The sequence below is a fragment of the Thalassotalea nanhaiensis genome (assembly GCF_031583575.1).
Taxonomy (GTDB): Bacteria; Pseudomonadota; Gammaproteobacteria; order Enterobacterales; family Alteromonadaceae; genus Thalassotalea_A; species Thalassotalea_A nanhaiensis.
Genome location: NZ_CP134146.1, coordinates 994,164 through 1,017,919 on the forward strand (window position 1 = coordinate 994,164; position 23,756 = coordinate 1,017,919).

At 37.9% G+C, this 23,756-nt stretch carries 20 protein-coding genes; 17 read left to right on the top strand and 3 right to left on the bottom strand.

The genetic code is table 11. The annotated features are described in order from the left end of the window. Positions 1 to 116: 116 nt before the first annotated feature. Positions 117 to 2,906 (bottom strand): two-component sensor histidine kinase BarA, encoded by a 2,790-nt coding sequence (barA, locus tag RI845_RS04530; protein ID WP_348388563.1) that lies wholly within the window; start codon positions 2,904 to 2,906, stop codon positions 117 to 119. A 94-nt stretch (positions 2,907 to 3,000) separates the two neighbouring features. On the opposite strand from barA, the gene rlmD reads away from it, so the two are divergent. The 4 genes from rlmD to RI845_RS04550 are packed head-to-tail and all read left to right on the top strand — an operon-like array spanning position 3,001 to position 8,051. Then, complete coding sequence (gene rlmD / locus RI845_RS04535; RefSeq protein ID WP_348388564.1) at positions 3,001 to 4,335, top strand: 23S rRNA (uracil(1939)-C(5))-methyltransferase RlmD; 1,335 nt, start codon at positions 3,001 to 3,003, stop codon at positions 4,333 to 4,335. Positions 4,336 to 4,389: 54 nt separating this feature from the next. Beyond that, positions 4,390 to 6,585 (top strand): GTP diphosphokinase, encoded by a 2,196-nt coding sequence (gene relA / locus RI845_RS04540; protein ID WP_348388565.1) that lies wholly within the window; start codon positions 4,390 to 4,392, stop codon positions 6,583 to 6,585. A 42-nt stretch (positions 6,586 to 6,627) separates the two neighbouring features. Further along, positions 6,628 to 7,437: a nucleoside triphosphate pyrophosphohydrolase gene (gene mazG, locus RI845_RS04545; protein WP_348388566.1), complete on the top strand. Its 810-nt coding sequence runs from the start codon at positions 6,628 to 6,630 to the stop codon at positions 7,435 to 7,437. A 2-nt stretch (positions 7,438 to 7,439) separates the two neighbouring features. Beyond that, positions 7,440 to 8,051 (top strand): hypothetical protein, encoded by a 612-nt coding sequence (locus RI845_RS04550; protein ID WP_348388567.1) that lies wholly within the window; start codon positions 7,440 to 7,442, stop codon positions 8,049 to 8,051. Positions 8,052 to 8,075: 24 nt separating this feature from the next. Here the strand turns inward: RI845_RS04550 and RI845_RS04555 are convergent, their stop codons facing one another. Next, on the bottom strand, positions 8,076 to 8,495 hold the full coding sequence (locus tag RI845_RS04555; RefSeq protein WP_348388568.1) for a secondary thiamine-phosphate synthase enzyme YjbQ: 420 nt from the start codon (positions 8,493 to 8,495) through the stop codon (positions 8,076 to 8,078). Positions 8,496 to 8,711: 216 nt separating this feature from the next. Here RI845_RS04555 and RI845_RS04560 point away from each other — a divergent pair, with 216 nt between their 5' ends. The 12 genes from RI845_RS04560 (at position 8,712) to rpoS (ending at position 19,207) form a co-directional block, all read left to right on the top strand. Beyond that, positions 8,712 to 10,349, top strand: a complete 1,638-nt coding sequence (locus tag RI845_RS04560) for a CTP synthase (protein WP_348388569.1) — start codon at positions 8,712 to 8,714, stop codon at positions 10,347 to 10,349. A gap of 212 nt (positions 10,350 to 10,561) precedes the next feature. Further along, positions 10,562 to 11,860, top strand: coding sequence for a phosphopyruvate hydratase (eno, locus tag RI845_RS04565; protein WP_348388570.1), 1,299 nt, complete (start codon positions 10,562 to 10,564; stop codon positions 11,858 to 11,860). Between the two features lie 136 nt (positions 11,861 to 11,996). Continuing rightward, positions 11,997 to 12,638 (top strand): hypothetical protein, encoded by a 642-nt coding sequence (locus tag RI845_RS04570; RefSeq protein ID WP_348388571.1) that lies wholly within the window; start codon positions 11,997 to 11,999, stop codon positions 12,636 to 12,638. Positions 12,639 to 12,737: 99 nt separating this feature from the next. Next, positions 12,738 to 13,016, top strand: a complete 279-nt coding sequence (gene ftsB / locus RI845_RS04575; protein ID WP_348388572.1) for a cell division protein FtsB — start codon at positions 12,738 to 12,740, stop codon at positions 13,014 to 13,016. 2 nt (positions 13,017 to 13,018) lie between these two features. After that, positions 13,019 to 13,732 (top strand): 2-C-methyl-D-erythritol 4-phosphate cytidylyltransferase, encoded by a 714-nt coding sequence (ispD, locus tag RI845_RS04580; RefSeq protein ID WP_348388573.1) that lies wholly within the window; start codon positions 13,019 to 13,021, stop codon positions 13,730 to 13,732. Then, positions 13,723 to 14,220 carry a 2-C-methyl-D-erythritol 2,4-cyclodiphosphate synthase gene (gene ispF, locus RI845_RS04585; protein ID WP_348388574.1) on the top strand — a complete coding sequence of 166 codons (498 nt, stop codon included), beginning with the start codon at positions 13,723 to 13,725 and terminating at the stop codon, positions 14,218 to 14,220. The genes ispD and ispF overlap by 10 nt, the downstream gene beginning before the upstream one ends. Beyond that, a complete protein-coding gene (gene truD / locus RI845_RS04590; protein ID WP_348388575.1) occupies positions 14,213 to 15,259 on the top strand; it encodes a tRNA pseudouridine(13) synthase TruD in 1,047 nt (348 codons plus the stop codon). The genes ispF and truD overlap by 8 nt, the downstream gene beginning before the upstream one ends. Positions 15,260 to 15,283: 24 nt before the next feature. Next, positions 15,284 to 16,036: a 5'/3'-nucleotidase SurE gene (surE, locus tag RI845_RS04595; RefSeq protein WP_348389501.1), complete on the top strand. Its 753-nt coding sequence runs from the start codon at positions 15,284 to 15,286 to the stop codon at positions 16,034 to 16,036. Between the two features lie 2 nt (positions 16,037 to 16,038). Beyond that, positions 16,039 to 16,689: a protein-L-isoaspartate(D-aspartate) O-methyltransferase gene (locus RI845_RS04600; protein WP_348388576.1), complete on the top strand. Its 651-nt coding sequence runs from the start codon at positions 16,039 to 16,041 to the stop codon at positions 16,687 to 16,689. 81 nt (positions 16,690 to 16,770) lie between these two features. After that, on the top strand, positions 16,771 to 17,349 hold the full coding sequence (locus RI845_RS04605; RefSeq protein ID WP_348388577.1) for a YqaA family protein: 579 nt from the start codon (positions 16,771 to 16,773) through the stop codon (positions 17,347 to 17,349). Between the two features lie 77 nt (positions 17,350 to 17,426). Then, a complete protein-coding gene (locus tag RI845_RS04610) occupies positions 17,427 to 18,218 on the top strand; it encodes a peptidoglycan DD-metalloendopeptidase family protein (RefSeq protein ID WP_348388578.1) in 792 nt (263 codons plus the stop codon). Positions 18,219 to 18,292: 74 nt separating this feature from the next. Next, positions 18,293 to 19,207, top strand: coding sequence for an RNA polymerase sigma factor RpoS (rpoS, locus tag RI845_RS04615; RefSeq protein WP_348388579.1), 915 nt, complete (start codon positions 18,293 to 18,295; stop codon positions 19,205 to 19,207). 228 nt (positions 19,208 to 19,435) lie between these two features. Here rpoS and mutS read toward each other — a convergent pair whose 3' ends face one another. After that, a complete protein-coding gene (gene mutS / locus RI845_RS04620) occupies positions 19,436 to 22,003 on the bottom strand; it encodes a DNA mismatch repair protein MutS (RefSeq protein ID WP_348388580.1) in 2,568 nt (855 codons plus the stop codon). A gap of 390 nt (positions 22,004 to 22,393) precedes the next feature. Here mutS and recA point away from each other — a divergent pair, with 390 nt between their 5' ends. Further along, positions 22,394 to 23,428, top strand: a complete 1,035-nt coding sequence (recA, locus tag RI845_RS04625; protein WP_348389502.1) for a recombinase RecA — start codon at positions 22,394 to 22,396, stop codon at positions 23,426 to 23,428. Positions 23,429 to 23,756: the final 328 nt, after the last annotated feature.

Consider the following 23,756-nt stretch of genomic DNA (forward strand, 5'->3'; position numbering starts at 1 on the left):
GATACTGCTTTAGTTTCGAATACGCTGGCGCTTCGGATACGCTATGCTTCGGATACGCTGCGCTTCGATAGTTACTTCGTGATTCGAAATGCAATGTACTCGTCATTCGTTACAGATTAATAAATTGCCTGAATATTTTCTAGGTATTGATCTGAATTGTCTAAAACAGCATCCATTTCGTCAAATAATTCGAAAAATTCAGGTTCAAGAGTTTCTAAAGATGCGTGCTGTTTAATTTGTGCTTCAATGCTTTTAACAATTCGTTCAAGTCTAGGTACGCCCACATAACAACACGCTCCATTGAGTTTATGGACTAAGGTACCTGTTGTCGTTATATCTTCCAAACGAACGTTATTTTGTAACGCGACTTTCATTTCTGGTAATGATTGAATTAACATAGTAAACATTTCTAAGGCTAAATCAATTTTGTTCGCTGAGCGACTTAATGATAATTCCCAGTCATAAATACCGTTAAAGTTATTAGGCAGCTGCTCTTTATTGTCAGTTAAGAGTTCAAGTTTTTTATTTTTAATAGGGGAGATTTTTTCAATACCAGAATGATCTAAAAGGATATTTTCCAGCAGTGATTCATCAATAGGTTTGGCTAAATAGGCATCAAAACCTTCTCTGATAAATCTCTCTCTTTCACCTGGTAATGCGTGAGCAGTAACTGCCGTTATACACGTTTCTACATTTAATGAATCTTCTTTAATTTTATTCATTGCGGTTATCCCATCCATTACCGGCATTTGAATATCCATTAAAATTAAATCGAATTTTTCCTTACAACATAAATCTAATGCTTCACGACCATCTTTCGCTATTTTAACGTTAGTTACTTTTTGGTTGAGTAAACTTTCGATGAGTTTTAAATTTGCCTCATTATCATCAACAGCGAGTACCGATAAAGGGAACTTATGGTTGACGGTTAAGGGGCTGTCTATCGATGCAAATTCAATTAGAGTGTTATTCTGCAACATGGCATTTTTCAAGTTTTTATGAGTAATTGGTTTGGTTATACAAGATTGTGCACCTGACTTTATAAACGTGTCTTTTAGGCTTAAAGAGTTACTGTTAATAGCGATGATTATTTTTGCAGATATCTCAGATAAACGCCCAATAAGATTTTGAATGTCAGTTATATTCGTCGTTGTCACTTGTTGCCCGACTAATGCGTAATCGAACTGCTGCTTTAACTGAGACTCGCTTAATTGTGAAATATTTTCCACAGCCGTGATCTGCATATTCCAATGTTTTAAAATGGTCTCGGTAGCTTCCCTACTATGGACATGTTTCTCAATATATAAGATTGATTTATGTTCAAGCTCAAATGGTTCAATAATATTATCAACGGGCAATTGGTTAAGTTCAGTTTTGAACGTAAAGGTAAAACTAGATCCTTTGTGGGGTTGGCTGGTAAAAGTGATGTCACCTGCCATTTCATTTGCTAACCGTTTAGCTATAACCAAGCCTAACCCTGTACCACCATATAAACGGGTAATACTTTTGTCTGCTTGTGAAAATGCTTCAAACAAGGTTTCTTCTTGCTTACTACTAATGCCTATGCCTGTATCAGTGACGATTAATGAAATAAGAACATCTGAACTTTCTTCGATAGAGTAGTCCACATCTACTTTAATAAACCCTTGGTTAGTAAATTTAATCGCATTACCCAATAAGTTGATCAGCACTTGTTTTACCCTTAATGAATCGCCTATTAATGAGTTTGGTAAATGTGGGTTTATATTTAATGATAACTCGAGGTTTTTACTATGAGCAGAAGCTGACACTAAAGTGATGACTTCATCGACGCTTTCTCTAAAACCAAATGGAATATGCTCAATTGCCATTCGGCCTGAGTCTAGCTTAGAGAAATCAAGAATGTCGTTAATTATTGAAAGTAAGTTATTCGCAGAATTATCTATCGTTCCTAGGTACTCGCGTTGAGTTTCAGTTAATGGAGTTTTTAATACTTGTCTGGTAAAACCGATAACACCGTTAAGTGGCGTGCGCAACTCGTGGCTCATATTCGCCAAAAATTCAGATTTTACTCTGTTTGCATCTTGGGCTTTTTTCTTAGCGAGATCTAATTGAACGTTTTGAACTTCAAATTGTTCTAAAGCCGTTCGTAAATCCCTTGTCGCTTGTTCTATGTTTAATTCTAAATCTAATTGATAATCTTCAATAGCTTGCGCCATATTATTAATACCAATTCGTAATATATCTAATTCACCTTCAAACTCTTCATCCATACGAGCGCCGAGAACGCCTTGACGGATTTGTAATACAATATCGTTCATTTCTTTGACCGGGCCGGAAATGATTAATACTAATCTATTCGCAAAATTAGATGATAAGAATACGGCAAAAAAGACAGCCGAAAGCACAACTAGAACAAGCATTTGTTTGTCGAAAAGGGTTTCAGCTTTGCTGATTTCTATAACAAAATAGCCGTGATATTTGGGTTTTCGTTTTTCTTCACTTTGTGTGTAATCTGTCACAATAACAGGGGTGTATACAATAAAAGTACCAGCTGTTTCTCGTGTCATTGGTTTAATGAGCAAAAAGTCATTATCTAGTTTGTAATCAAGGAAATTGTTGGTGATGTTATTGCTATACAAATTAATATTTGAAGAATCAAATAAAAGCAAACTAAGAACGCGTTCTGAATTTGTTCCATAGATATAGTCGTGGTAAGTCTCTAATCCTTCAATATCTTCTTTTTTAAGAAAATCTACTGCCGTTACTGACATCGTTTGAGCAATATGGATGCCCCGATTAATTAAAGTTTGATTTACTTCTTCAACTCGAGTTAGAGCAAAATAAATACCTAAAAGTGTGCTAATTATTACTGTCGGGAGAACAGCAAATAAAATAACCCAGTCCTTGATAGTTATTTTTACCATATTTAAGCTCTTATTCGTGTTAAAATTATTTTTTTTAGGTTCTTACCAATAATGGCACCTTTTTAATGAAACTTGTAGAGTAACTGGATAATAAATGGTTAATTTTTATAAACCTAAAGCGGTAAAAAAAAATATAAATCAACAGTTAACGGTTGAAATCAATAGCCTCGATATGAATGGTGACGGCGTTTCACGCCAGGGAAAAAAAACTATTTTTGTTGAATTTGCACTGCCTGGTGAAACCGTTGAAGCTAAGGTAACACAAGAAAAATCGAAATTTTTGCGTGCGAATACAAAAAAGGTATTAGTTGCGGCAAATAATCGAGTTACACCTCTTTGTAAACACTTTTATCAATGTGGGGGTTGTGACTTACAGCATTTGGACTATGACGGCCAACTAGCTTTTAAGCAGCAAAAGATTAATGATTTATTTCGTAGAAACAGTAATATTGAGCAATTGCCATGGCAATCTGCACTCCATACTGATATTTGGCACTATCGCCGTAAGGCAAGAATTGGAGTGCAATACAATAAATTAAACAAAGCCATTGTCGGTTTCCGTCAAAAAAGCTCTAATGTAATAACACCAATAAAACGCTGTCCGGTGCTTGCTGAGACATTTGCCAATGAGTTTTCTGATTTCGCTGCATTGATAAATAGCTTTAGTAGCAAACAAGCTATTTCACACATTGAAGTTATTACTGCTGAAGTATCAGTGGTCATTTTCAGGCAAGTTAGAACGTTAAGTGTTGAAGATAAACAAAAGTTGCTCAACTTTAATTTGCACAAACCTTATCAAATAGCGCTGCAACAAGATGATGGTTTACATTTCCTCGAACCACAAAGCAGTAATTACTTAAGTTACAAAGTAAGTGGATGTGAATTACAATTTACTACTACTGATTTTGTACAAGTTAATATAAATTTAAATGCTGAAATGGTTAATCAGGCAATGCAATGGCTAGCACTTGATGTGAACGATAATGTTCTCGATTTGTTTTGTGGCCTTGGTAATTTCAGTTTGCCAATTGCCAAGCAAGTTAATTCTGTTATTGGCGTCGAAGGTGTACAGGATATGGTTGAACGAGCGACAATGAATGCTCAAACTAACCAGTTAACAAATTGTCAATTTTACCAAGCAGACTTAAATGCAGAAAAGAGCGATTGGCCTTGGCTAAATAGCAATAGTGAAAATGCCATTAACAAAATCGTATTAGATCCCGCTCGGGCCGGAGCATATAATGCAGTAAAAAATATTGTAGAACTAGAGGTAAACACTGTACTTTATATTTCTTGTGATGCTGCAACTATGGCAAGAGATGCCAAAGTACTGCTTGATAATGGCTATACGCTAGACAAGATAAGCTTAATGGACATGTTTAGTCACACTAGGCATGTTGAAACAATGGCATTGTTTACTCGCGTGTAGAGTAATAAATTTTATATACACAGTTACTTTTAAATAACTTAGATAGGAATATTCATGGTTTCAGTGAGGAAATCTCACCAGCTTAGCGCCGAAAACTTTGATACTTGGTTGGCAGAGTTAGATCTTAACGAACAAAAATACAATTCGTTGGAAGAGTTGTGGGCTAAGTTACACGTTCATTTCAGTAAAAATTTAATGTGTCAGCAAAAAGCCTTAGAAATGGTAGAGATTTTAGTTGGTTTGAACATGGATAAGGATTCATTATCTGCTGCCATGATTGTACCTTTAATCGAAGCTGACATCATTTGTTTGGATGTTGTCGAAGAAACCTATGGCAAAGCAATTTACACCTTGGTAAAAGGTGTAAATCAAATGGATGCTATTCGTAGTTTACAGCAACCTAACGGCGTTCATTTAGGCAGTGGTCAAGTTGATAATATTCGTAAAATGTTACTCTCAATGGTTGAGGATGTTCGTGCGGTCGTAATTAAGCTTGCAGAACGAGTATGCAATTTGCGTTATGTTAAAACTGCGGATGAAGAAAGCAGAGTTTTAGCCGCTAAAGAAAGCGCGAATATCTACGCTCCTCTGGCTAACCGGTTAGGAATAGGTCAATTGAAGTGGGAACTCGAAGATATATCTTTTCGCTATTTGCACCCTAATACCTATAAAAAAATCGCAAAGTTACTTGATGATAAACGACTTGTTCGCGAAGAGTACATGACTAACTTTGTGGCCAATATTCAGCGACAATTAGACCAGTTAAATATCAAAGGTATTGTTTACGGTCGGCCTAAACATATCTACAGTATCTGGAAAAAAATGAAACAGAAATCATTAGACTTTGATCAGCTGTTTGATGTTAGAGCAATTCGTATTGTTGTTGATGAATTGCAAGATTGTTACGGTGCTCTTGGTGTTGTCCATACAAGTTGGAAGCATTTGGCCAGCGAATTTGATGATTATGTTGCTACTCCTAAACCGAATGGTTATCAATCTATACATACTGTTGTGCTTGGTCCTGAAGGAAAGTCGGTAGAAGTACAAATACGTACACAACAGATGCATGATGATGCTGAATTAGGTGTTGCCGCACATTGGCGTTATAAAGAAGGTAATGCGAGTGGTAAAGCAGGTAGTTTTGATGAAAAAATAAATTGGCTACGAAAACTGCTGCAATGGCAAGAAGATGTGTCGGCGTCAGAAGAGCTGGTTGATGAACTTCGTAATGAAGTGTTTGAAGACAGAATTTATGTTTTTACACCCAATGGTGATGTAATCGATATGCCAAATGGTGCAACACCATTGGATTTTGCTTATTACATACACTCTAATGTTGGGCATTGTTGTATTGGTGCTAAAGTTGCAGGCAGAATTGTTCCATTTACCTATAAATTAAAAACAGGTGAACAATTAGAGATCTTAACCAGTAAAAAGCCAAATCCGAGCCGAGATTGGTTAAACCCTGGGTTAGGTTATATAAACACCACAAGAGCTCGCGCTAAAGTACAAGCTTTTTTTAAGCATTTAGATAAAGATAAACACATACAAAGCGGCAAAGAAACCTTAGAGCTTGAATTACAACGTCATGATCTTATTGATGTTGATTTTAATCCAATTTTAAAACGTTTTAATGTTAATAATCTAAAAGATTTGTATGCAGTAATTGGTAGTGGTCAAGTTAAGGTTTTACAGGTCGTACATCAATTGCAGTTTCAACTTGATAAGTTAAAACCCGCAGCTGAAGTCGACCCTAAAATGGTGATCCGTCAGCAGTCTGAAAAACATCAGGTTGATAGCAATGGTATTACCGTTTCTGGAGTGGGTAACCTACTTACGCACATGGCTAAATGTTGTCAGCCAGTACCAGGGGATAATATTCAAGGATTTATTACCCAAGGGCGAGGCATTTCCGTACACAGAGGCGACTGTGATCAGCTGCAAAACTCATTGAAACAATCTCCAGAGCGTCAGGTAGATGTGCAATGGGGTGATAAAATTCAACAAAATTATCAGGTTGCAATTCAAATTACTGCAGGTGATAGACAAGGTTTGCTACGCGATGTTACAACCATTATCGCCAATGAAAAAGTTAATGTGTTGGATATGTCATCTCGCATGGATAATAAGCATCGTATTTACATTATGCAATTTAAATTAGAGCTTGCCAGCACCCAAGTGTTGGAGCGACTTGTGAGTAAAATTGACCAACTTGATGATGTAATAGCGGTGAAGCGGTTCCACAGTTAAACCTGAAAATCAGCGCAGTTGTATAAAAATAAAGGTAGTAAAATGCTAAAAAGCCCAGGGTCAATTGAAAAGTTAATTTGGATCATGGCCCAGCTCAGAGATCCCGTTAAAGGTTGCCCTTGGGATCTTAAACAAAGCTTTCAATCTATAGTACCTTATACTCTAGAAGAGGCATTTGAGGTTGCTGAAGCAATTGAGAATCATGATTTTGATGAACTTGAAAAGGAACTTGGCGACTTACTCTTTCAAGTGGTTTTTTATGCCCAATTAGGCGTAGAAGAACAAAAGTTTAATTTTTCTGATGTGGTTAATGCCATTTGTGAAAAGCTCATTCGACGCCATCCGCATGTGTTTGCTCATTCAACGCTTTTATCGGAACAAGAAATAAAAGCTAACTGGGAGAATGAAAAAGCAAAAGAGCGTGCTCAAAAAGCTCATCTTAAAGATGATCAAATTTCTATTTTAGACGATATACCTAAAGCGTTGCCTGCTTTATCTCAAGCGGCAAAAATTCAAAAGCGTTGCTCCCATGTCGGCTTTGATTGGGATAACATTGAAGACGTATTAGCCAAGGTTAAAGAAGAAGTGCTGGAAGTAGAAGATGAGCTTTTAGCCGCGCACGTAAATGATGATTTAGTTGCTGAGGAAATTGGCGATTTGTTATTTGCTGTGGTTAACTTGGCTCGTCATGCAAAACAAGATCCGGAACAACTACTGCGTCAAGCAAGCCGCAAATTTACCAAACGATTTAACTTTATTGAACAATATCATTTTGATAATAACCTTGATATTAAGCAATCAACTTTGATGCAGCTGGAAGACTTATGGCTGCAGGCGAAAACTAGGAAGTAATTATGAACAAAACCGTAAAAGTATTATCTCTATTTGCTGCAACAATTGTAAGCACCAGCTTTACTACCGCTGCAAATTCACCTGCACCTTTAGTGTCAATTAAAAGCCAGGATGCATTTTTTAATAGTTTAAAAGCTCATTGCGGTAAAGCGTATTCTGGGCAAGTAACCATTGATAATTCATCGTCGGACAGTTTTGCCAATAAAGCCTTGGTTATGCATGTTCGAAAGTGTACAGATACAGAATTACAAGTGCCTTTTCATGTTGGTGAAGATTCATCTCGTACTTGGATCATAACGCAAACTGGCAGTGGTTTATCGCTAAAACATGATCATCGACATGAAGACGGCAGCAGTGACGTGTCAACCATGTATGGCGGTCACACAATGGATGCTGGTTGGCCACAAGTTCAATCTTTTCCCGCTGATCAATATTCAAAAGAATTATTTGTACGTCAAGGGATCCCACAATCAAATGGTAATACTTGGCAAATGTATATTTACCCTGAAGTCTTTACTTATAGAATGGTTAGGGAAGGGCGCGAATTTAGAGTTGATTTTGATTTAACCAAACCTATTACTCCACCTAGCGCTCCTTGGGGCTATAAAGACTAATCCACTTACAAAGTGCCACCAAATTTATTTGCCATTAATGGTGGCTATTATTCTACGCGAAGAGGCATGATCACGATGCTCGCATAAGAAAATACCTTGCCATGTGCCCATTGCTAACTGGCCATTGCAAATAGGGACAGTTATTTGACAGCCTAGAATAGATGACTTTATATGGGCAGGCATATCGTCAGGCCCCTCATAATCGTGTTGATAATAAGGGGCATTTTCAGGAACAAATTTGTTGAAGTGCCTTTCTAAATCGCCGCGCACTGTTGGGTCAGCATTTTCGTTTATTGTTAGCGATGCTGAAGTGTGCTGTAAGAATAAATGTAGCAAACCAGTTTCTACTTTTTTAATTTGTGGTAACTGGCCATTTATTTCTTCATCAATTAAATGAAAGCCCCGGCTTTTTGCATTAAGCATTATTTGTTGTTGGTGCCACATAAAAGCCTCTGTATAGGATAATTATTTGTCTCAGGATTTTATATTATTCTAATTGAAAAATATTATACATATCGACATAAAATCTTTATTGTTGAAATGCTTCTCTTTTGCTACAATATCGCCCCGTCCTGCTACACTTGTAGCGAAAGTAAATTTAAATGTTAAATCTACTTAAAATAAACAATTTTCTGTTAATTCCATTGTTCTGGGTTTCAAATGACAACAAGATATATTTTTGTAACTGGTGGGGTTGTATCATCCCTTGGTAAAGGTATTGCTGCTGCTTCAATGGCTGCTATTTTAGAAGCTCGTGGTTTAAAAGTAACCATGCTAAAACTTGATCCGTATATTAACGTTGATCCTGGTACTATGAGTCCTATTCAGCATGGTGAAGTATTTGTTACTGAAGACGGTGCTGAAACCGATTTAGATCTTGGTCACTACGAACGCTTTATTCGTACCAAAATGACCAAGAAAAATAACTTTACCACTGGTAGAATTTATCAAGGTATCTTAGCGCGTGAGCGTAGAGGCGAATTCCTTGGCGCAACAATTCAAGTTATCCCACATATTACTAACGATATTAAACGTCGAGTCATTGAAGGTGCTGAAGGCTACGATGTTGCTATGGTTGAAATTGGTGGTACGGTTGGTGATATTGAATCACAACCATTCCTAGAAGCAATTCGTCAACTTGGCGTAGAGCTTGGTCGTGAACGTGCAATGTATATGCACCTAACGTTAGTACCTTACCTTGCAGCCTCGGGTGAAATAAAAACTAAGCCTACCCAACACTCAGTGAAAGAGTTGCGTTCAATTGGTATTTTCCCTGACATTCTAGTTTGTCGTAGTGAACGTCCTATTCCTGCAAATGAGCGTGCGAAAATAGCCTTGTTCACCAACGTAGAAGAAAGAGCTGTTGTATCAATGCGTGATGTGAACAGTATCTATAAAATTCCAGCAATGCTAAAAGCACAAGGTATTGATGAAATCGTTTGTAAACGTTTTGGTATCGAAGCACCAGAAGCTGACTTGCATGAGTGGGAACAAGTATTGTTCCAGGAAGCTAACCCTAAGGGCGAAGTAACCATTGGTATGGTTGGTAAGTACATTGAATTACCAGATGCTTATAAATCAGTTAACGAAGCGCTAAAACATGCCGGCCTTAAAAATCAGTTAACAGTAAATATTAAATACATTGATTCACAAAGTGTTGAAGCAAAAGGCGCCGAAGCTTTGGAAGGTGTTGACGCATTACTTGTTCCAGGTGGATTTGGTGAGCGCGGCGTTGAAGGTAAAATTCAGACCGCACAATATGCCCGTGAAAACAATATTCCATATTTTGGCATTTGTTTAGGTATGCAAGTCGCGTTAATTGAGTATGCTCGTAACGTTGCTAAATTAACTGATGCTCACTCAACTGAATTTGATTCAAACACTGAACACCCAGTAGTTGGTTTAATTGAAGAGTGGTTAGATGAAGATGGTCAGGTTGAAATGCGTGACAGTAATTCTGACCTTGGCGGCACTATGCGTTTAGGTTCACAACAATGTCATCTTATTGCTGGTACGAAAGCTGCGAGCATCTATGGCGACACTAGTGTATTTGAGCGTCATCGTCATCGTTATGAAGTGAACAATAACTTCCGCGAAAAATTAGTTGATGCAGGTTTAGTTTTCTCAGGCTTGTCGGCAGATAAAAAACTAGTTGAAATGATTGAAATACCAGATCACATTTGGTTTGTTGCTGGTCAGTTCCATCCTGAGTTTAATTCAACTCCTCGCGATGGACATCCATTATTTGAAAGCTTTATTGCGGCTTCATTTGAGCACCAAAAACTGCAAGAGAAATAATTAAACATAAAGCCGCAATCATTTTGCGGCTTTATCGTTTTTACGCGTTGTTTGTTAGATGTAAACTATTGCTCAAAAGGTGATCAGTTAGATGAAAAAAAACATTTTTCAAACAAGTAAATATTAAAAGATTTCTGTCTTTTTTCCATTTACTATAACGCTAAAACTTACAAACTTATTATCTATTAAAAATTTAAAACATTGAGGTTTATATGTCTGAAATCGTAAAAATCATCGCTCGTGAGATCATGGATTCACGTGGTAACCCAACAGTAGAAGTTGATGTGCGTTTAGCATCAGGTGCTTTTGGCCGTGCATGTGCTCCTTCTGGTGCATCAACTGGTTCTCGTGAAGCACTAGAGTTGCGTGATGGTGATAAAGCTCGTTACCTAGGTAAAGGTGTATTAAAAGCTGTTGCAGCGGTAAATAATGAAATCGCCAGCGCCTTAACTGGTAAAAGTGCTTTAGCACAAAACGAAATCGATCAACTGATGATTGACCTTGATGGTACTGAAAACAAAGAGACATTTGGCGCCAACGCTATTCTAGCTGTATCACTTGCTGTTGCCAAAGCAGCTGCGGTAGATAAAGGTGTTGAGCTTTATGAACACATTGCCGATTTAAATGGCACTCCTGGCGTTTACAGTTTACCTGTACCTATGATGAACATCATCAATGGTGGTGAACATGCTGATAATAACGTTGATATTCAAGAGTTTATGATTCAACCTGTTGGCGCTGCTAACTTTAGCGAAGCTTTACGAATGGGTGCTGAAGTATTCCATGCCCTTAAAAAAGTTCTATCAAGCAAAGGCTTAAACACAGCTGTTGGTGATGAAGGTGGTTTTGCTCCTGATTTAGCATCAAATGCTGATGCTTTAGCTGTTATTAAAGAAGCTGTTGCCGCAGCAGGTTATGTGTTAGATAAAGACATTACTTTAGCAATGGACTGTGCCGCTTCTGAATTTTATGATGCAGATAACAATATCTATGACCTTAAAGGTGAAGGTAAGCAATTTACATCAAATCAATTTTCTGATTTCTTAGCCGAACTTTGTAAAGAATACCCAATTGTATCTATTGAAGATGGTTTAGATGAATCTGATTGGGATGGTTTTAAATACCAAACCGACCTAATTGGTGACAAAGTACAGATCGTTGGCGATGACTTATTTGTAACTAACACTAAAATTCTTAAACGCGGTATCGATAACGGTATTGCTAACTCAATTTTAATTAAATTTAACCAAATTGGTTCATTAACTGAAACGTTGAACGCTATCAAAATGGCTAAAGAAGCTGGTTATACTGCGGTTATTTCTCACCGTAGTGGTGAAACTGAAGACGCAACTATTGCCGATTTAGCGGTAGGTACAGCAGCTGGTCAAATTAAAACTGGTTCTTTATGTCGTTCAGATCGAGTTTCTAAATATAACCAACTTCTTCGTATCGAAGAATTCTTGGGCGATAAAGCGATTTATAACGGTCGTAGCGAAATTAAAGGCCAATAATAGCTTAAGCTTTTAAATTAATTGGTTAATTTTTTAAAAGGCTCTTCAATTTGAAGAGCCTTTTTCTTTTCTAGCTTACGAGTATGGGCTATTATGTGATTAGTTAATTTTGACGTTATTTTGAGCTGTACCGTAAATGCATGATTTATTATCTGACGCACTTGAACACTCTACCCAGTTTTCTGAACTGTGTAGTGCTTTATATGAGCGTGAAATAAACTTGCTTGCCAATGCGAAATTGTCGACTAAAGAGCAAATACAATCACGCTTGAAGAGCATGAATTATTATGTGAAGCGGACTGCAGGTTCAATGCTTGCTGCACAAAGCCCACTTTTACTTGATTTACAAAATGCCAGTTGGACTGAAAAACAATCTAAACAGTTACCTATTAAAGAGCAAACTGACGCCGAGATTCAGAAATGGTATCAAAACAATAAACTTTGTTTAGGCTTGGTTGTACCTGTATTAATTAAAGAGCATGAAAAAACTCGGATTATGATTGATTGTATTGACCGTATAGATGAAGAAAATCAGCGTTTTAGAACAAATTATTGTGGTTGGTTTTATTTAAACAAAACGCCTACTCATCAAGATGAAAACTACACTTTGCTTAAACCCAATAAAAAAGTGTTTACTGCTGCGTGCAGCGGTCACCAGTGGCAAGGTAATCGTCGTACTCAAACCCTTACCTTACCATTAAGAGAGTTATTACTTTCTTGTCAAATAAACTGGCGTAATCTGCGTTTACCAGTATCTCTAAAATCTAGCGTTTTTTAATAAAACTAATAGACTTAGTATAATATTAATGGACTTGTGATCCTTAGTATTTATAATGATTAACACAATAATAATTATTATATTTATATATATTCATTTATGCGGTTAATCACAGCACTGTTGCTACTTTTTTTAGTATTACTCCAATACCGTCTTTGGTTTGGAAAAAACAGCGTGCCAGATTATCTCGAACTGAAAGAAAGTGTCGCTCGCCAAGTCGATCTAAATAATCAACTTAAGCAAAGAAATAAGCTGATTTATGCAGATATTGATGATCTTAAAAATGGCTTACAAGCTGTTGAAGAAAGAGCTCGTAATGAGCTTGGTATGATTAAAGATGGCGAAACTTTTTTCCGCATTATTCCTACAGAGAATTAACCTTGAATGATCAACAGACTCTAGACTCATTTTGTGTTGTATTACCTGCCGCAGGTATTGGTAAACGCATGAGTCAAACTGTTCCTAAGCAGTACCTAAAAATTAATGGCAAATGCATCATTGAACATACCATTGAACGGTTGTTATCTCACCCTCAAATTGGTCAAGTCATTGTTACACTTGCTGAACACGACAGTATATTTTCAACATTAGTAATATCAGACAACTCTAATGTTATTGCGGTACTTGGTGGTAAAGAAAGAAGTGATTCAGTGTTAGCTGGCCTTAAAGCGGTGCCTGAACAAACGTGGATTTTAGTACATGACGCCGCGAGGCCTTGTTTAACCCATGAAGATATTGATGCATTAATTAGTTTTTGTTTGCACAATGATAGTGGAGCCATATTGGCAACCCCAGTTAGAGATACGATGAAACGTAGCCAAGCCAATCAGCAAATTAAACAGACAGAAATTCGTGACAACCTATGGCATGCCCAAACACCACAAATGTTTAAACATCAGCAATTAACCAGTTCTTTAGAGCGTGCTCTTGCCGAGGGTGTGGAAATTACCGATGAAGCATCGGCGATGGAATTTGCTAGTATTGACAGCTTTATCGTAAATGGACGAGAAGATAATATTAAAATAACTCGTCCTTCAGATCTTAATTTAGCGGCATATATTTTAACTCAGCAAAAGGAAGAAGCATGCGTATAGGCCATGGTTTTGATGTTCATAAATTTGGCGGCGCAGGCCCAATTGTTTTGGCCGGTGTTAATATTGATTTTGAACATGGTTTTATTGCACATTCAGACGGAGATGTGGCTATACATGCATTATGCGATGCCATCCTAGGCGCATTGGCACTTGGCGATATAGGCAATCATTTTCCTGATACCGAAGCCGAATATGAAAATATTTCTAGCCGAATTCTATTGCGTCACGTTGTTTCTTTAATGCTTGAGCGCAATCATGAAATTGGTAACGTTGATATTACCATCATTGCACAGGCTCCCAAAATGGCACCACATTTATTAGCAATGAGAGAAATTCTTAGTGCTGATTTACAAACTGAAATTGACAACGTTAATGTGAAAGCAACAACCACTGAAAAATTAGGTTTTGAAGGTCGTAAAGAAGGTATTTCAGTACACTCTATTGTGTTACTGAAACCAATCGTTGCAAAGGCTTCTAGTAATGGATAATGCAGTAGCAGAACTTGCTTATTTGTATGGTAAACCGAACAGCCATGGCGAATTACGACGATCTGTAAGTGACTTTAAAGTCGATGAAATACTACCTTTTACCTTTAGCGGTGAAGGTGAGCATTTAATTATTCACATTCGCAAAACCGGCGCTAATACCTTATTTGTTGCCCGCCAATTGGCTAAATACTTTAAAGTAAAAGATGCATTAGTGTCTTACGCAGGTTTGAAAGATAGGAATGCGGTAACCAAGCAATATTTTGGTGTACATTTACCTGGGAAAACTCAATACGATCTTAGCGATTTAAATATTAAAGGCGTCGAAGTTTTATCTTATCAGCGACATAATAAAAAATTGAAGACTGGCGCCTTGATAGGTAACCACTTTGAATTGATGCTGCGAAACGTTGATGACATTGAAGATGTTAAAGACAGGTGGCAAAAAATTCTATCATTAGGGGTACCGAATTATTTTGGCGAACAGCGCTTTGGTCAGCAAGGTAATAACTTAACCGCAGCAACTGAATTGTTTAATGGTAAAAAGGTAAAAGATAAGAAAAAGCGTGGTTTTTATTTATCGGCGGCGCGGTCTTTTCTGTTTAATGAATTTATCAGTGAACGCATCAAAAACAAACATTTCTCTACCGCGATAAATGGTGATGTGTATATGTTGAGTGGCTCCCGTTCTATATTTTCTCAAGATGAAGTTGATGAAACGATAACAAAACGCTTAGCTGAAAAAGATATAAGCATTACTGCACCTCTATGGGGAGCAGGAGAGTTGGCGACCTCTAGTCAGGCTCGAGAGCTTGAGCAAGACTTAGCCAGTAACTATGAAGAATTTTGCAAGGGGCTGGCGAAGTTTGGCTTGAAACAAGAACGTCGAAGTATCAGTTTGTTTTTAGAGTCTGGTCAATTAGAGGTTTTAGAAAATGATATTAAATTGTCATTCTTTTTACCTGCAGGCTGTTTTGCAACAACAATTTTACGAGAGTTATTGCTTTATACCGATATGTCTCAAAGCCGTGTTGAACAGTAAAAATAATTAAATTATAGATTAATGATGAAAATATTAGTGAGTAATGATGATGGCGTAAATGCGCTGGGGATCAAGGTTCTTAACGACGAGTTAGCGAAATTTGCTGAAACGTTAGTCATTGCACCAGATCGAAACTGTAGTGGTGCGAGTAATTCTTTAACGTTGCTGAATCCCCTTCGAGCAGAAACATTGTCTAATGGCTTTGTGTCTGTAAATGGGACACCAACGGATGCGGTTCATTTAGGTATAAGTCAAATTTTTGATGGACAACCTGACTTGGTTGTTGCAGGTATTAATAATGGCGCAAACTTAGGTGATGATGTGCTTTATTCTGGTACCGTCGCTGCTGCAACGGAGGGCCGACACATGGGCCTGCCAGCTGTTGCAGTTTCATTAGTAGGCAAAGAGCAGAAACATTATCAAACGGCTGCAGTTGTTGCTGCTAAATTTATTCAGCGCTTAAAACAACATCCACTGCCCAGTGATCAAATTATTAATATTAATGTACCTGATTTGCCTTTAGCAGAATTGCAAGGTGTTCAAGTGACTAGATTAGGCAATAGACACAAAGCTGAAACCATGCGTAAAATGTCAGATCCTTGGAAGCGTGATATATATTGGTATGGCACTTTAGGAAATGAATTAGATTGTGGTGAGGGCACTGATTTTCATGCCATCACCAATGGTTTTGCATCTGTTACTCCGTTAACGATAGATATGACCGCCTACAGTAGTATGCAACAAATGAAAGATTGGACGAGTGAATTGAGTTTATGAATATGACACAAAGAATTAGCGGTAAATCTCAGCGAAGCGGAGAAATTCTTGCCCAGCACCTATATAATTCAGGCATTCGTAATAGTGCAGTGCTGAATGCTATTGCTAATAGCCCAAGACATATATTTGTGCCTGAGATCTTAGCGCATAAGGCTTATGACAATACGGCATTGCCGATTGGACAAGGGCAAACTATTTCTCAACCTTATATTGTTGCTAAAATGACTGAGCTTATTTTAGAGCAGCAAGGTAATGAAAATGTATTAGAAATAGGTACCGGCTCAGGTTATCAAACATCAATTTTAGCGCAGCTTTTTGGTAAAGTTTATTCTGTTGAGCGCATCAAGACATTGCAATGGCAGGCGAAACGTCGCTTACAAAAAATTGATTTGCACAACGTGTCAATGAAGCATGGCGATGGTTGGAAAGGCTGGGCCAGTAAAGGACCTTATAAAGCAATTATAGTTACCGCCGCCGCGAGTGAAATACCAACAGAGCTACTTAATCAGCTAACCGATGGCGGCAAGTTAATTATTCCGGTGGGAGAGCAAGCACAGGTATTAAAGCTAATTACCCGTCAAGGTGATAACTTTATTAAACAAAGAATTGAAGCGGTTAAGTTTGTACCACTTGTGCCAGGCGAATTACTATGAAGATTTTTACACCGTTATACGATTGGACTATGCAACTTTGTGCTGAGCAAAAGTCTCAAGCACAATGTAAAGGGAATTAACTTGAAGATTTTTACACCGTTATACAACTGGACTATGCACTGGGCGGAACATAAGTTTGCCCCAGCGATCCTTGCAATATTAACCTTTGCTGAATCGGTTTTTTTTCCAATACCACCTGATGTGTTACTTGCCCCTATGGTGTTATCAAAACCAGAAAGAGCATGGAGATTAGCTGCACTTACAACGGTTTCATCTGTAATTGGTGGCGTAGTAGGGTATTTGTTAGGTTATCTATTGTTTGAACCGGTTATTCAGCCTATTTTAATTGACTTCAATTACATGGATAAATTTAATCATGCGATGGATTGGTTTGAAGAATATGGGGTTTGGGTAGTATTTATTGCAGGCTTTTCTCCAATTCCATATAAAGTTTTTACGTTAAGTGCTGGTTTTCTGCAAATGCTGTTTATTCCGTTCTTAATTGCGTCAACTGTAGGAAGAGGTTTGCGCTTCTTTTTAGTTGCTGGTTTGATTAAAGCAGGTGGAAAGCCTATGGAGATCAAAATCAGAGAGAGCGTCGATTTAATTGGTTGGGTTATTGTATTTCTAATTATCGCGTTATATTTTATTATTAATTAAAAAATTATTATTTTTCAATGGGATATGTAAATTTAAAGAGCAAAAGGAAATCTTCATTAGTCATGGTGTTGTTGACCATGACAATGTTGCTCAGTTGTGCCGATAGAACTCGCCCTGCACCAGTAGTCAACCTTTCAGGCTCAACGGTTTCGACACAAACCAATAAGAACACCTTAAGTGGTAGTCAACACAAAGTTAAATCGGGAGAAACTTTGTACTCTATCGCTTGGCGTTCAGGTAAAGATGTGAGATCTATTGCAGCGCTAAATAATTTGTCTGCACCCTATCAAATTTATCCTGGCCAAATATTAAAACTGCAGGGAAAAGTGCAGAAAACCAGCACCTCAAGCTCAACTACAAGTAAAGTAAATGTTAAAACTAGTCAAAAAGAGCAAAAAACTAGTCCTAAAGTTGTTGCAAATCAAAAATCACAGGAGTATGGTAAATCTAGTGGTGGGAATTTCACTGATGTAAAAGTACCTTCCCTCACTCAAAAAGTGAAACGCTGGATATGGCCTGTAAGTGGCCGTCTTATATCAAGTTTTTCCAACTCCCCACAAGGCAATAAGGGGATCGACATTAGCGGCAATAAAGGGAAACCAATAAAAGCCGCTGCCGATGGACTTGTTGTTTATGCGGGAAATGCGTTACGAGGTTATGGCAATCTAATAATAATAAAGCACAATGATGACTATCTAAGTGCCTATGCTCATAACGATACTCTGCGGGTTAAAGAACAACAAACCATTAAAGCAGGAACCGTAATAGCAACAATGGGTAACACTGGTACTGATAAAACCATGTTGCACTTTGAGATACGTTTTAGGGGCAAGTCGGTAAATCCACAACGGTATTTACCGAAAAAATAATTAATCAGCTAATAAAGAGGCGAGTAAAAAAGTGAGAGTGTAATTAAATAACCGGTGAGTATTGGGAGATATCAATGGTAAAAGTTAAAGAACCTGCAAAAGTAGTTGCAGACAGTGCAAAAAATGGAAAAGTAGCTGTAGAAGAAACTTCATCAAATTTAGATGCAACACAAATGTATCTAGGTGAGATTGGGTCTTCGCCCCTTTTAACTGCAAAAGAAGAAGTATACTTTTCGCGTAAAGCGTTGAAAGGTTGCGAAGCATCTCGAGCCCGAATGATTGAAAGTAACCTACGACTGGTTGTAAAGATTGCACGAAGATATAATAATCGCGGCTTACCTTTATTAGATTTAATTGAAGAGGGCAACCTTGGCCTGATACGAGCGGTTGAAAAATTTGACCCAGAACGAGGCTTCCGTTTCTCTACCTACGCAACTTGGTGGATCCGTCAAACAATTGAACGGGCTATCATGAATCAAACCCGTACAATCCGCTTACCTATTCATGTGGTTAAAGAACTCAACGTATATTTACGCGCTGCCCGTGAACTTATTCAAAAGCTTGATCACGAGCCTACTGCTGAAGAAATCGCAACAAAATTAGATGTTCCTGTCGCTGACGTTAGCAAAATGTTGAAATTAAATGAACGTATTACTTCTGTTGATACACCGTTTGGTGGTGAGTCAGATAAAGCACTGCTAGACGTTATTGCTGACGAAAAAAGCCAAGGGCCAGAATCTGATTTACAAGATAACGATATAAAACAAAATATTGTACATTGGTTGAACGAACTAAATTCAAAGCAACGTGAAGTATTAGCCAGACGTTTTGGCTTGATGGGCTACGAACCTGCAACCTTAGAAGATGTTGGTCATGAAATTGGATTAACGCGTGAACGAGTAAGACAAATACAAGTTGAAGCATTAAAACGCTTACGAGATATATTATCTACTCAAAATTTATCAATTGAAGCGTTATTTCAAGCCTAGATTTATAAAGACACTTTCAGATAAAAAAAACCAGCATTACGCTGGTTTTTTACTTCATGGACGAAGGAATGCAAATCACCATGGATGGTATTAGATTTGTAACTTCATGGACGAAGGAATGCAAATCACCATGGATGGTATTAGATTTGTAACTTCATGGACGAAGGAATATCAATCTAACATGGATGTTAAAAGATTGATTTAAATTATCTAAATACATTTAGTTATTTAAACTTTGTTTTTTAATTCAAATAATAAATCCATTGCTTGTCTTGGCGTTATATCATCAATATTCAGATTTTTTAATTGAGCAATCATTGGGTGTTCCTCAACAAACATATCTTGTTGTATCTCTGCTGCCAACTGATCAGTAATAACTGTTGCTGGTGCTTGGACTTCAAGCTCATGCAAACGCTGTTTGGCGCGCTTAATTACTGTTTTGGGTACTCCTGCAAGCTGGGCAACTTGCAAGCCGAAACTTTTACTGGCAGCGCCTTCTTGTACTGCGTGCATGAAAATAATGGTGTCATCATGCTCCATCGCATCAAGATGAATATTCGCAAGAGTGTCAATTTGTTCTGCTAATTCTGTAAGTTCAAAATAATGACTGGCAAATAAGGTGAATGCCTTGCTGTTTATTGCTAGGTATTCGGCACAAGCCCATGCTAATGACAAGCCATCATAAGTACTCGTACCGCGCCCAATTTCATCAAGTAACACTAAAGATTGTGCTGTCGCATTGTGAAGGATATTTGCTGTTTCTGTCATTTCTACCATGAAGGTAGAGCGGCCACTGGCTAAATCATCAGAAGCACCGATACGGGTAAAGATTCGATCAACCAGGCCTATCTCAGCACTGTCAGCAGGCACATAACTACCTACGTGAGCCAATAATGTAATTAGCGCCGTTTGTCTCATGTATGTTGACTTACCGCCCATATTAGGGCCGGTTATAATCAGCATTTTACGCTGCTCAGACAATTCTACTGGGTTGGCAATAAACGCATCAGTTGTTACTTGCTCAACCACAGGGTGTCGACCTGCATTTATATGTATTCCTGGTGTTTTACTTAACGCTGGCTTGTTATAATTTAATGTTAGAGCGCGCTCGGCAAAGTTGTTTAATACATCAAGGCTGGAAACGGCCTCTGAGCATAATTGTAATTGCTCAATAAACGGCGCTAGCAGATCAAATAATTCATCGTATAAACGTTTTTCTAATGCGAGATAGCGGCTTTGTGCCGTAAGCACCTTCTCTTCATGAGATTTAAGTTCTTCGGTGACAAAGCGTTCATTATTTTTAAGTGTCTGCCTGCGAATATACTCAACAGGTACCTCGTTTGACTGACTACGGCTGATCTCTATATAAAACCCATGAACTCGGTTATAGCCCACTTTAAGTGTACTAATGCCGGTTTTATCACGCTCTCGTTGTTCTAATTCGGCTAAGAAGTTACTTGCACCTTGGCTTAAATTTCTGAGTTCATCCAACTCACTATTGTAGCCAGGCGCTAACACACCTCCATCTCTGATCAGAACAGGCGGATTCTCAATAATGGCATTGGTTAACAATTCATGTAATTGCGGAATAGGGCGGCTTACTTTCGCAAGTTGCTGCATATAAGACTGGTTGTTTAACAACAACAGCTGGTTTAACTCAGGCAATAAACCTAATGCATTACGTAAGCGAGCAAAATCTCTTGGTCTTGCACTGCGAAGCGCAATACGGGCAATAATTCGTTCTATATCCCCGATGCCTTTAATGGTATCAAAAATGTCTACTTGAATATCTTCATCAATAATTGCAGCAATTGCATTTTGACGGTTCTCTAGTGCTTCAATGTTTCTTAATGGAAAGTGCAACCAGCGCTTTAAAAGTCGAGAGCCCATTGGCGATGCTGTTTTATCTAAAACTGATGCTAAGGTATTATCACTACCACCAGAAAGGTTTTGAGTTAGCTCTAAATTTTTACGTGTTGCAGCATCTAAAATGACACCTTGGGCATAAGCTTCCGCTTTAATACTTCTGATGTGCGGTAATTCACTGCGTTGAGTATCTTTAACATATTGCAGTAAACAACCCGCAGCGGCTAGGCCGTAATGATAGTCTTCAACACCAAAACCAACGAGCTCTTTGGTACCAAATTGCTTATTTAAAATTTTAACCGCTGTATCAAGATCGTATTCCCAGTCAGGTCGGCGTCTCTTTCCTTTGATATGTTCGATTAAGTCGAGATATTCAAAAGATTCAGGGTAAAGTAATTCAGCAGGAGATAATCGTTGTAATTCTGCTTGTAATTGCTCTTCGCTATTAGGCTGGCACACAACAAAGCGACCACTACTCATGTCTAAGTAGGCAATACCGAATTTTTCTTGCATGGCAATAATAGAAACAAGTAAATTGTCTTGTTTATCTTCTAATAATGCCTCATCTGAAATCGTACCCGGAGTAACGATACGTACCACTTTACGTTCAACTGGGCCTTTACTGGTAGCCGGATCGCCAATTTGTTCACAAATAGCAACTGACTCGCCCATATGTACTAAACGAGCAAGGTAGTTTTCAACTGCATGATATGGAACACCAGCCATCGGAATTGCATTACCACCAGTTTTACCTCTCGCAGTTAGAGATATATCTAAAAGCTCTGAGGCTTTTTTAGCATCATCAAAAAACAACTCGTAAAAGTCGCCCATTCGATAAAACACCAAAATATGCTTAAATTCTGATTTAATTTTTAAATATTGGCGCATCATAGGAGTGTGGTTAGATTGCGCAAAAAGATCGTCTGTCATTTATTAGCTTTTGTATTTATTAAAGTTATTTTGAGATCGGCAAATTAATTGAAAAATAGATAAAATAGGCCGTGATTCATAGCGTATATGGATGGTAAAATATTATGACTCGAAGCGCAAAGCAAGATATCACTTTTTACCAATCTAATTAACCAATAAAACTACTGTATAAAAAAGGGCATTATAAAACATAACTACTGTATAAACATTGTTAGTTCTAATTTTAAAAGCTTAGGATAAAAACTTTTAATTATACAAAGTTATTTAGTATCAATTGGTTATAGGTTGCTTTTGTTCGATTTATAAAAAAATATTAATTAATGGTTGATACTGTACGATTATACAGTATACTAATTCCATAACTACTGGATAAATAGAAAAACACTGGAGATTTTAATGGACGCAAATAAAGAAAAGGCTTTATCAGCAGCCCTAGGACAAATTGAACGCCAATTCGGTAAAGGTTCAATTATGAAGCTGGGTGATAACCGTAGCATGGACGTAGAAACTATTTCTACTGGTTCGCTTGCGTTAGACGTTGCACTTGGTGCGGGTGGTTTGCCAATGGGACGTGTTGTTGAAATCTATGGTCCAGAATCAAGTGGTAAAACAACGCTTACACTAGAAGTAATTGCTGAAGCGCAACGCAATGGTAAAGTATGTGCGTTCGTTGATGCCGAGCATGCCCTTGACCCAATTTATGCTGAAAAGCTTGGTGTAAACATTAATGAGTTATTGGTTTCGCAACCAGATACTGGTGAACAAGCGTTAGAAATTGTTGATATGTTAAGCCGCTCTGGTGCTGTTGACGTAATCGTAGTCGACTCTGTTGCAGCTCTTACACCTAAAGCTGAAATTGAAGGCGATATGGGCGATAGCCACATGGGTCTACAGGCTCGTATGTTGTCACAAGCAATGCGTAAGCTTACAGGTAACCTTAAGCAATCTAATACAATGCTTATTTTTATTAACCAGATCCGTATGAAGATCGGTGTAATGTTTGGAAACCCTGAAACCACCACTGGTGGTAATGCGTTGAAGTTCTATGCATCAGTTCGTTTAGATATTCGTCGTATCGGTGCGGTTAAAGAAGGTGATGAAATCACCGGTAATGAAACACGAGTTAAAGTGGTTAAAAACAAAATTGCCCCTCCATTTAAACAAGCTGAATTCCAAATATTATACGGTCAAGGTATTAATAGTTTAGGTGAGTTAATCGACCTTGGTGTTAAGCACAAAATGGTAGAAAAAGCGGGTGCATGGTATAGCTGTATGGGCGAACGTATCGGCCAAGGTAAAGCAAATGCGACCAAATACCTTGTAGAAAACCCTGCAATGGCAAAAGAGTTAGACGCTAAATTACGTGGCTTATTACTTACTGCCGCTAAAGATACTGAAGAAGAAGCAGTAGCTGAAACTGAATAGTATTCAAACAGCTCACTATGATTAATAAAACCCGCTCAATTGAGCGGGTTTTTTACTTCAGGGACGAAGTAATGCCAACCTGACAGGGATGTTACAAGGTTGGCTCACTTCAGGGACGAAGGAATGCCAACCTGACAGGGATGTTACAAGGTTGACTCACTTCAGGGACGAAGAAATACAACCCCAACGTACAGTGTTATTCATATCCTAGATAACAACTCCTGCATTATTTCATCGTCTTTAATCCAACTACTAACACATTCCTTAAAGATTCATCTATGTGAAGAATGTGTTCTCGCGTTCATCATTCTCAACTGATAATAAAAAA

Coding starts and splice junctions, on each gene's coding strand:
- barA (WP_348388563.1), bottom strand. CDS start 2,906: ATGGTAAAAATAACTATCAAGGACTGGGTTATTTTATTTGCTGTTCTC.
- rlmD (WP_348388564.1), top strand. CDS start 3,001: ATGGTTAATTTTTATAAACCTAAAGCGGTAAAAAAAAATATAAATCAA.
- relA (WP_348388565.1), top strand. CDS start 4,390: ATGGTTTCAGTGAGGAAATCTCACCAGCTTAGCGCCGAAAACTTTGAT.
- mazG (WP_348388566.1), top strand. CDS start 6,628: ATGCTAAAAAGCCCAGGGTCAATTGAAAAGTTAATTTGGATCATGGCC.
- RI845_RS04550 (WP_348388567.1), top strand. CDS start 7,440: ATGAACAAAACCGTAAAAGTATTATCTCTATTTGCTGCAACAATTGTA.
- RI845_RS04555 (WP_348388568.1), bottom strand. CDS start 8,495: ATGTGGCACCAACAACAAATAATGCTTAATGCAAAAAGCCGGGGCTTT.
- RI845_RS04560 (WP_348388569.1), top strand. CDS start 8,712: ATGACAACAAGATATATTTTTGTAACTGGTGGGGTTGTATCATCCCTT.
- eno (WP_348388570.1), top strand. CDS start 10,562: ATGTCTGAAATCGTAAAAATCATCGCTCGTGAGATCATGGATTCACGT.
- RI845_RS04570 (WP_348388571.1), top strand. CDS start 11,997: ATGCATGATTTATTATCTGACGCACTTGAACACTCTACCCAGTTTTCT.
- ftsB (WP_348388572.1), top strand. CDS start 12,738: ATGCGGTTAATCACAGCACTGTTGCTACTTTTTTTAGTATTACTCCAA.
- ispF (WP_348388574.1), top strand. CDS start 13,723: ATGCGTATAGGCCATGGTTTTGATGTTCATAAATTTGGCGGCGCAGGC.
- truD (WP_348388575.1), top strand. CDS start 14,213: ATGGATAATGCAGTAGCAGAACTTGCTTATTTGTATGGTAAACCGAAC.
- surE (WP_348389501.1), top strand. CDS start 15,284: ATGAAAATATTAGTGAGTAATGATGATGGCGTAAATGCGCTGGGGATC.
- RI845_RS04600 (WP_348388576.1), top strand. CDS start 16,039: ATGACACAAAGAATTAGCGGTAAATCTCAGCGAAGCGGAGAAATTCTT.
- RI845_RS04610 (WP_348388578.1), top strand. CDS start 17,427: ATGACAATGTTGCTCAGTTGTGCCGATAGAACTCGCCCTGCACCAGTA.
- rpoS (WP_348388579.1), top strand. CDS start 18,293: ATGGTAAAAGTTAAAGAACCTGCAAAAGTAGTTGCAGACAGTGCAAAA.
- mutS (WP_348388580.1), bottom strand. CDS start 22,003: ATGACAGACGATCTTTTTGCGCAATCTAACCACACTCCTATGATGCGC.